Below are 8,183 nucleotides of genomic sequence, written 5' to 3' on the forward strand. Positions count from 1 at the left end.
TCTTCGCCACCGTCTCCACTACCAACATCCCCGTCTCGATCCGCGGCTACACAAGCCGCCGATCTGGCCATCAAAGCCTCAAGGACAGGGGGTCATTTTTGGACGCCGATATCCCCGAGATGGGGGTCATTTTTGCAAGCCGAAACACACGTATAGCGCTGCAGCATCTTCCAATCCTTGTGGCCCGTGATCAGGGCCACCTGCGGGATGTTCAGGCCGGCCTCGAAGAAGCGGCTGGTGGCTTCGTGGCGGGTGTCGTGGAAGACAAGGTCGTGGATTTTCAGTTCCGCCGTCGCCCGCGTAAAGGCTGCGCTGACTGACCTGCCGTAATAGGGGAAGATACGACTGTCCTGATTTCTTCTTAAGGGGCGTTGCTCCTCGATCAAGGCGATGGGATCGTAGCCGCTTAGACCAACGAGAGGCACTGGCTGGTCGTTACCGTATTTGAGACGTGGATCCTTGCGGTCCTGTACAAGGAGCGTCTTGGCGCGGGCGTTGTAGTCCCCCCAGGTCACACGGCAGATTTCATCCTGTCGCATGGCCGTGGCGATGGCGAACTGGATGATCCGAGTCATCGGAATGAGGCGTCGGTCACTACGGTCGAAGAACGCATAGAGCGCGGTGAGTTCATCCTCTGTCGGGCGTCGGTCGCGCTGTTTGCTCTTGCCGACCAGGCCCAGGTGCTTGAGCGCCAATCGTGCCTTCTCGACGGTTTCCAGGCTTGTCTCGATCTCGTGCACCGCAGAGGCATGTTGGAGGATCAGCCTGATCCCCCAGATGTACATGCCCAGCGTCGTTGGGCCGGCGCCTCCCTTGGCGCGGGCGCGCCCGAAGTCGATGATGGCCTTGCGATCAAGCTCGGAGAACTTCTTGTTGCCGAGGTCGCCGCGCAGAAGCTCCAGCACTGCGGCCTTGGTTCGCCCGACCGGCTTTCTGGCGTCCGCCATATCTTCCAGGTGCAGGTCGATGAGATGGCCGAAGGTCGTCTTGTCGGCGATGTAGGTTGTTTTCGGCGCCCGGCCTTTGTCGATCTCAGCCTCGGCGGCTGTGGCCCATCGTCTCGCGTCCTCGCGCAGCAAGAAGGTCTCGCCTATATAGCGGCCCTTGCGGCGAACCTGGGCCCTCCAAGAGCCGGATCGAAGCTGCGTGAACGTGGCCAATTTCGTGTGCTCTGTGTGTGCAAGCAGGTGTCGTAGCAGGGCGAAAAGTAGCGTCTTGAAGTGCACACGAGAGTGTGCAGGTGTGCACATAACGGACTGATATTGCTAGAAAAATCGTGAAAAATCAAGCGCATAGATTTTCCGTAGCTCCCATGATGGACTGGAGCGACCGCCACTGCCGGTCGCTGCATCGCGTGCTGTCGTCGCGGGCTCTGCTGTATTCGGAGATGGTCACCACCGGCGCGGTGCTGCACGGCGATCGCGAGCGGTTGCTGGGCTATGCCAGCGACCAGCATCCGGTGGCGCTGCAGCTTGGCGGCTCCGAGCCGGCCGATCTGGCCGCCGCCGCCCGCATTGGCGAGGACTACGGCTACGACGAGATCAACCTCAACGTCGGCTGCCCGTCCGATCGCGTGCAGAGCGGCCGGTTCGGCGCCTGCCTGATGCGCGAGCCCGACCTGGTGGCCGAGTGCATGGCCGCCATGGCGCACGCCGTGAAGGTTCCGGTGACGGTCAAGTGCCGCATCGGCGTCGACGACCAGGATCCGGAAGAGGCTCTGTTCACCCTGGTCGACCGTTGCGTCGCCGCCGGCGTCACCACCTTCATCGTCCATGCCCGCAAGGCCTGGCTGCAGGGCCTGTCGCCGAAGGAAAACCGCGACGTCCCGCCGCTGGACTATCCGCTGGTCTATAGGCTCAAGCGCGAGCGGCCGGACCTGACCATCTCGATCAACGGCGGCGTGCCCAGCGTCGACGCGGCGCTGGAGCACCTGCAGCACGTCGACGGCGTCATGCTGGGCCGCGCGGCCTATCACGAGGCGGGCCTGCTGGGCGCGGTCGATCGCCGGGTGTTCGGCCTCGACGTTCCCGACGTGACGCCCTTCGAGGCCGTCGAGCGCTATCGCCCCTACATCCAGGCCAGCCTGGCCGAGGGCTGGCGGCTGGCCGGCATCACCCGCCACATGCTGGGCCTGTTCCACGGCCTGCCGGGCGCGCGCGCCTGGCGCCGCATCCTCACGGTCGAGGGCGTGGCCGAAGGGGCGGGGATCGAGGTCGTCGACAAGGCCCTGGAGGCCGTCCGTCGCGCCGTCGAGGAGCGCGAGCAGCGGGCCGTGGAGGCTGCGGCGAGCTGAGCCATGGGAACTGTCAAGCCTTCATAAGGGTTTGCGGCCCTAGAGGACGCCTCGAGCACTTCAAGGGACACGCAAGATGAAGACGGGACTTTTCGCGACGACGGTGATGGCGGCGCTGCTTGCGGCCGCCGGCGCCCAAGCCCAGGACGGCGGCAACTTCGCGGTCGGCGCCAATGTCGGTACGCCCGGCCTCGGCGTCGAAGCCCAGTTTCGCCTGAACGACAGCCTGGTGGTCCGCGGCGGCGGCGACTGGCTCGACTTCGACCATGACGAGACCTACGGCGACGTCGCCTACAAGGGCAAGGTCAAGTCCAAGACCGCCGGGGTCTTCCTCGACTGGCACCCGATGCAGGGCGGCTTCTTCGTCTCGGGCGGCAGCTACTTCGGCAAGCGCAAGCTGAACCTGGCCGGCACGCCGACCCGCGACACCGAGATCGGCGGCGTCACCTTCACGCCCGCCCAGATCGGCACCATCACCGGCGACGTCGAACTGTCGGACGCCCAGCCGTTCGTCGGCCTGGGCTGGGACAACACCTTCACCCGCGACGGCGCCTGGGGCTTCCGGGCCATGGCCGGCGTGTCGTTCAGCGACAGCCCGAAGGTTGATCTGACCGCCTCGGGCGGCACGCTGTCCAACGACCCGACCTTCCAGCAGCGCCTGCGCGAGGAAGAGGCCGAGGTCCGCGACGACGCCAAGGACTTCAAGTACTTCCCGGTGGCGCAGGTCGGCGTGACCTACCGGTTCTAACGCCCCTCAAGCTCGTCATCCCGGCTCTGCGCTTCGCTCCGGCCGGGATGACGACGAGTTGGGTTAAGCCACCAGCGCCGCGCGGATCGCTCCCGCCGCCGCCATCGCGTCGGCGGGCGCCAGCAGCACCTGCAGCCCCCGCTGGCCGCCGTTGATGTAGACGCGGTCCAGCACGAAGGCCTCGTCCTCGATGGCGGTGGGAACCTTCTTGCGCTGGCCGAACGGGCTGACCCCGCCCACCTTGAAGCCGGTCAGGCGCTCGGCGTCGGCCGGCTTCATCATGGCCGCGGCCTTGCCGCCGAAGGCCGCCGCCAGCTTCTTCATGCTCACTTCGCGGTCGGACGGCACGATCACGCAGACCGGCTTGCCGTCGACCTGGGCCATCAGGGTCTTGAGCACCTGGCCCGGATCCACGCCCAGGGCCTCGGCGGCCTGCAGCCCCACGCGCTCGGCGTTGGGGTCGTAGTCGTAGGTCGCCACCTCGAAGGCGACGCCGGCCTTGGTGAGCGCCAGGGTGGCGGGCGTGCTCTTGGACATCGGACTTCCCCTCGACCGCTTGCCGGTCCTCGACTGCGCGCCGGTTGATGGCGCAAAGCCCAGAACAGGTCTAGCAGTCGCACGCAGTTTTCCGACGGACTGCCCCACGATGACCCGCGCCGAGATCGAACCCTTCCACGCCATCGGCATCAGCCGCCTGGCGCACCAGCTGAAGGGGGAGGGCGCGCTGATCATCCATATGGAGTTCGGCCAGCCCTCGACCGGCGCGCCCGCGCCCGCCATCGCCCGCGCCCACCAGGTGCTCGACAGCGACGGCATGGGCTATTGGGAAAGCCCGGCGCTGAAGGCCCGCATCGCTCGCCACTACCAGGAGACCTACGGCGTCGCCCTCGAGGCCGAGCAGGTGATCCTGACCTGCGGCGCCTCGCCGGCCCTGGTGCTGGCGCTGTCGAGCGCCTTCACGCCCGGCGACCGCATCGCCCTGGCGAGGCCCGGCTACGTGGCCTACCGCAACAGCCTCAAGGCTCTTCACCTGACGCCGGTGGAGATCGCCTGCGGCCCCGAGAGCCGCTACCAGCTGACCGCCCAGGCCCTGGCGGCGCTGGAMCCGGCCCCGGCCGGGGTGATCATCGCCAGCCCGGCCAATCCCACCGGCACGATCATTCCGCCGCAGGAGCTGGCGGCGATCGCCGAGGTCTGCCGCGAGCGCGGGATCCGCATCGTCTCCGACGAGATCTATCACGGCCTGTCCTATGTCGGCCCCACGCACTCGATGCTGGAGTTCGAGCCGACGGCGCTGATCGTCAACAGCTTCTCCAAGTACTTCAGCATGGTCGGTTGGCGCCTGGGCTGGCTGGTCGCGCCGGCCGACCTTGTCGCCCGCGCCCGCGCCTTCGTTGGCAACCTGTTCCTGACCGCCCCCTCGCTCAGCCAGCACGCGGGCCTGGCCGCCATGGACGCCCGCGAGGAGCTGGAGGGCCATGTCGCCGTCTACCGCGCCAACCGCCAGCTGCTGCTCGACGCCCTGCCGTCGCTGGGCCTGACGGCCATCGCCCCGCCCGACGGCGCCTTCTACATCTGGGCCGACATCGGCCACCTGACCGACGACAGCCTGGCCTTCTGCGAGCGCCTGCTGCGCGAGACCGGGGTGGCCACCGCGCCGGGTCTCGATTTCGATCCGGTCGAGGGCCGCCGCTTCATCCGCTTCAGTTTCGCGGTCTCGACGCAAGAGGTGCGCGAAGCGCTCGAACGCATTCAACCGTGGTTTGCAGCTCAGGTGCAAAATTCCAGATAATGCGTTGACTATCCATTATGTGAGAATAAAGCTGCGCCCGTTCCGGTGATGAAAGGGTGGCGACGGCTGCTCGCGCGGCGTCTCGACCGCCCCGGTACGGGAGGGCGCACCGCCATGGATCCTTTCAATCGTCGCGATTTCCTGCGCACCGCCGCCCTGGCCGGCGCCGTCGCCCCGATCGCCGCTCAGGCCGCCCAGGCCGCCCAAGCCGCGCCGCAGACCCCGCTTGGCGCGGACGGCGTCCGCTGGCTCGACGACGTTCCCCCCGCGGTTCACGAGGGGCAGACCTTCGGCCTGCCTTGGCCGCGCGGAGCCCTGAAGGCCAAGACGACCCTCACCGTCGCGAGCTCCGACGGCCAGATCGTGCCCGTCCAGACCTGGCCGCTGGCCTATTGGCCCGACGGTTCGCTGAAGTGGACCGGTCACGCCATCCCCGCCGACACCGGACGCGCGCCCTTCCTCAAGGTCGTTCCCGGCAAGCCGGCCGCGCCGGCCGCCGGCGTCTCGGTGCGCGAGACCGCCGACGCCGTCGAGATCATCAGCGGCGAACAGTCCTGGACGATCCCGCGCAAGGGCGCCGACATCATCGCCCGCGCCGCCGTGGCCGGCCGTGAGACGGTTCGCAACGTGCGCCTGGTGGCCCTGACCCAGGACAAGCCCGATTTCGAGAGCGGCCCGGTCACCGAGACCCGCTTCGAGGGCGAGATCGAAAGCCTGGTCGTCGAACAGAAGGGTCCCGTCCGCGCGGTGGTGAAGCTGGAAGGCAAGCACCGCGGCGCGGGCCGCGCCTGGCTGCCCTTCACCCTGCGCCTCTACGTCTATGCCGGCGGCCGCTCGCTGCGGATCATGCACAGCTTCGTCTTCGACGGCGACGAGAACCGCGACTTCATCCGGGGCCTGGGCCTCGTCGGCCAGGCGCCGATGACCGACCCGCTGTACGATCGCCACGTGCGCTTCGCCGGCGAGAACGACGGCGTCTGGGGCGAGGGGATCCGCCCGCTCACCGGCCTGCGCCGCGATCCGGGCAAGGCTTGGCGCGACGCCCAGGTCGCCGGCCAGAAGACCCCGGGGCTGGAGGGCATGGCCCCGACCGTCTCCAAGCGGCTGGACCTGATCCCGGCCTGGGGCGACTTCACCCTCAGCCAGCCCAATTCCGACGGCTTTGCGATCAAGAAGCGCACCAAGCCGGGCCACGGCTGGATTGACGCCATCACCAGCGGTCGGGCCACGGGTCTGGGCTATATCGGCGGCGCCAGCGGGGGCGTCGCCTTCGCCATGACCGACTTCTGGAAGCGTTGCCCGACGCGCCTGGACATCCGCAACGCCCATACGGACGCCGCCGAGTTCACCGTCTGGCTGTGGTCGCCGGATGCGCCGGCCATGGACCTGCGCTTCTACCACGACGGCATGGGCATGAACGATCACCCGGCCGAGCGCGAAGGCCTGGAGATCACCTACGAGGATTACGAAAAGAACTGGGGCCGCCCGCTGGGCATCGCCCGCACCAACGAGATCACGCTCTGGGCGCTGCCCACGACGCCCTCGCGCCCCGACTTCGCGGCCATGGCCGGCCGCCTGCGGCAGACCCCGCGCCTGGTCGCCACCCCCGCCCGCCTGAAGGCGGCGCAGGTGTTCGGCGACTGGAGCCTGGTCGATCGCTCAACCCCGACCCGCCGCGCGCTGGAAGACCAGAACGACGGCCTGCTGGCGTTCTACATGCTCGATGTCGAGCAGCACCGCTGGTACGGCTTCTGGAACCACGGCGACGTCATGCACACCTATGACAGCGACCGTCACGTCTGGCGCTACGACATCGGCGGCTTCGCCTGGGCCAATTCCGAGCTGTCGCCGGACCTGTGGCTGTGGCTGTCGTTCGTGCGCTCGGGCCGCGCCGACGTCTTCCGCTTGGCCGAGGCCATGACCCGGCATACTGGCGAGGTCGACGTCTGCCATATCGGCCCCTACCGGGGCCTGGGCACGCGGCACGGCGTGCAGCACTGGGCCGACAGCTCCAAGCAGCCGCGCGTCTCCAACGCCGCCTATCGCCGCTACTACTACTACCTGACCGCCGACGAGCGGGTGGGCGACCTGATGCACGCCCTGATCGACTCCGACGAGAGCCTGACCCGCGTCGACATCGGCCGCAAGCTGCCGGGCGCCCAGCCCTCGCGGCCGCCAGGCGTGGTCGACATGGGCTTCGGCACCAGCTGGAGCGCCTTCGCCGCGGCCTGGCTCACCGAGTGGGAGCGTACGGGCGACAAGCGCTGGCGCGACCGCATCGTGGCCGGCATGGACACCATCGCGGCCATGAAGCAGCAGTGGTTCGCTGGCGGCACGGACTTCGACCTGAAGACCGGCAAGTTCCTGGGCAAGGGCGAAACCGTCAGCGTCTCGCACCTCAACGCCGTGTTCGGCGCGGTCGAGGTGCATTCCGAGCTGTTCCAGCTGATCGACAATCCGCGCTACCGCGAGGCCTGGCTCGACTACTGCCAGTTCTACAACGCCTCGGATGCGGAGTTCCGTGCCAAGACCGGCGCGCCGGCCAAGGGCCGCAACCTCAAGGAAGGCCATTCGCGCCTGACCGCCTACGCCGCCTTCCACCGCAAGGATCCTGCCCTGGCCCAGCGGGCCTGGCGCGAATACTTCAGCGGCGACGCGGGCCTCGGCGTCGGCACGATCGCCACCAAGCGCCGCGTCGACGGCCCGGCCGTCATCGAGCCGATGGAGGAGATCCCGCGCATCTCGACCAACGCGTCCTCGCAATGGGGCCTGGCCACGATCCAGAACCTGGCCCTGATCGGCGACGTCCTGGAAGAAGCCCGCGCCAACCTGCCCGCCGCCGGCAAGCGCGGCCAGGACCTGGGCAAGGACACGTTCTAACCAGGAGCCTCCCCCCTTCGGGGGGGAGGTGGCCCGAAGGGCTGGAGGGGGGACGTTTTCCGCTTCCCGGACGCTTGGGATCGCCCCCCAAACCCTCTCCCGGAGGGGAGAGGGAGGGGCCCAGGCGATAGCCTGGGAGGGTGAGGGGGTACGCCGCCAACCGGCGTGCCGGCACGCCGTCTTCGGTCCCTAACCCCTCAACCGACCTGCTTCGCAGGCTGCCTTCTCCCTCCAGGGAGAAGGATCAGGAAGCCGGACGGGGATAGAGCCCTGTCCATCCCCGGCGCTTGTCGAAAAGAGTCCCACGAACTCAACGCTCTGCAACTTTCTCAGCCAATTCAATCAGACGCGCTGAAACCCGGGCCATAATCAAAGCCGTCCCCGCCATGGGGAGGGCTCTTGGTACCGGCCCAAGCGTGGCGAGGACCGCATCGAGCGGGGCCGCAAGAAGGTCTCGGGAAGGCGGGACA

At 68.1% G+C, this 8,183-nt stretch carries 6 protein-coding genes; 4 read left to right on the forward strand and 2 right to left on the reverse strand.

Features of this window, described 5'->3' with window-relative positions; all coding sequences use genetic code 11:
- Positions 1-92: 92 nt before the first annotated feature.
- Entirely contained in the window at positions 93-1,079 is a 987-nt protein-coding gene (locus tag AC1DCG_RS24535; RefSeq protein ID WP_477031455.1) for a site-specific integrase, read from the reverse strand.
- A gap of 182 nt (positions 1,080-1,261) precedes the next feature.
- Between AC1DCG_RS24535 and dusA the strand changes: the two genes are divergently transcribed.
- Both dusA and AC1DCG_RS24545 read left to right on the forward strand, forming a co-directional pair.
- Positions 1,262-2,293 (forward strand): tRNA dihydrouridine(20/20a) synthase DusA, encoded by a 1,032-nt coding sequence (gene dusA / locus AC1DCG_RS24540; RefSeq protein ID WP_477037254.1) that lies wholly within the window; start codon positions 1,262-1,264, stop codon positions 2,291-2,293.
- 76 nt (positions 2,294-2,369) lie between these two features.
- On the forward strand, positions 2,370-3,041 hold the full coding sequence (locus AC1DCG_RS24545) for a hypothetical protein (protein WP_165255040.1): 672 nt from the start codon (positions 2,370-2,372) through the stop codon (positions 3,039-3,041).
- A gap of 63 nt (positions 3,042-3,104) precedes the next feature.
- Here AC1DCG_RS24545 and ybaK read toward each other — a convergent pair whose 3' ends face one another.
- On the reverse strand, positions 3,105-3,578 hold the full coding sequence (gene ybaK, locus AC1DCG_RS24550; RefSeq protein ID WP_477031457.1) for a Cys-tRNA(Pro) deacylase: 474 nt from the start codon (positions 3,576-3,578) through the stop codon (positions 3,105-3,107).
- 109 nt (positions 3,579-3,687) lie between these two features.
- On the opposite strand from ybaK, the gene AC1DCG_RS24555 reads away from it, so the two are divergent.
- Both AC1DCG_RS24555 and AC1DCG_RS24560 read left to right on the forward strand, forming a co-directional pair.
- Positions 3,688-4,833 carry a pyridoxal phosphate-dependent aminotransferase gene (locus AC1DCG_RS24555; RefSeq protein ID WP_477041730.1) on the forward strand — a complete coding sequence of 382 codons (1,146 nt, stop codon included), beginning with the start codon at positions 3,688-3,690 and terminating at the stop codon, positions 4,831-4,833.
- 114 nt (positions 4,834-4,947) lie between these two features.
- Positions 4,948-7,713, forward strand: a complete 2,766-nt coding sequence (locus tag AC1DCG_RS24560; protein ID WP_477037253.1) for an exo-rhamnogalacturonan lyase family protein — start codon at positions 4,948-4,950, stop codon at positions 7,711-7,713.
- Positions 7,714-8,183: the final 470 nt, after the last annotated feature.

It is taken from the genome of Caulobacter sp. 10L414, assembly GCF_056395525.1.

What these genes read in the sequence shown, in the direction of transcription:
- AC1DCG_RS24545 (WP_165255040.1), top strand. Translation starts at nt 2,370, where the DNA reads ATGAAGACGGGACTTTTCGCGACGACGGTGATGGCGGCGCTGCTTGCG.
- ybaK (WP_477031457.1), bottom strand. Translation starts at nt 3,578, where the DNA reads ATGTCCAAGAGCACGCCCGCCACCCTGGCGCTCACCAAGGCCGGCGTC.
- AC1DCG_RS24560 (WP_477037253.1), top strand. Translation starts at nt 4,948, where the DNA reads ATGGATCCTTTCAATCGTCGCGATTTCCTGCGCACCGCCGCCCTGGCC.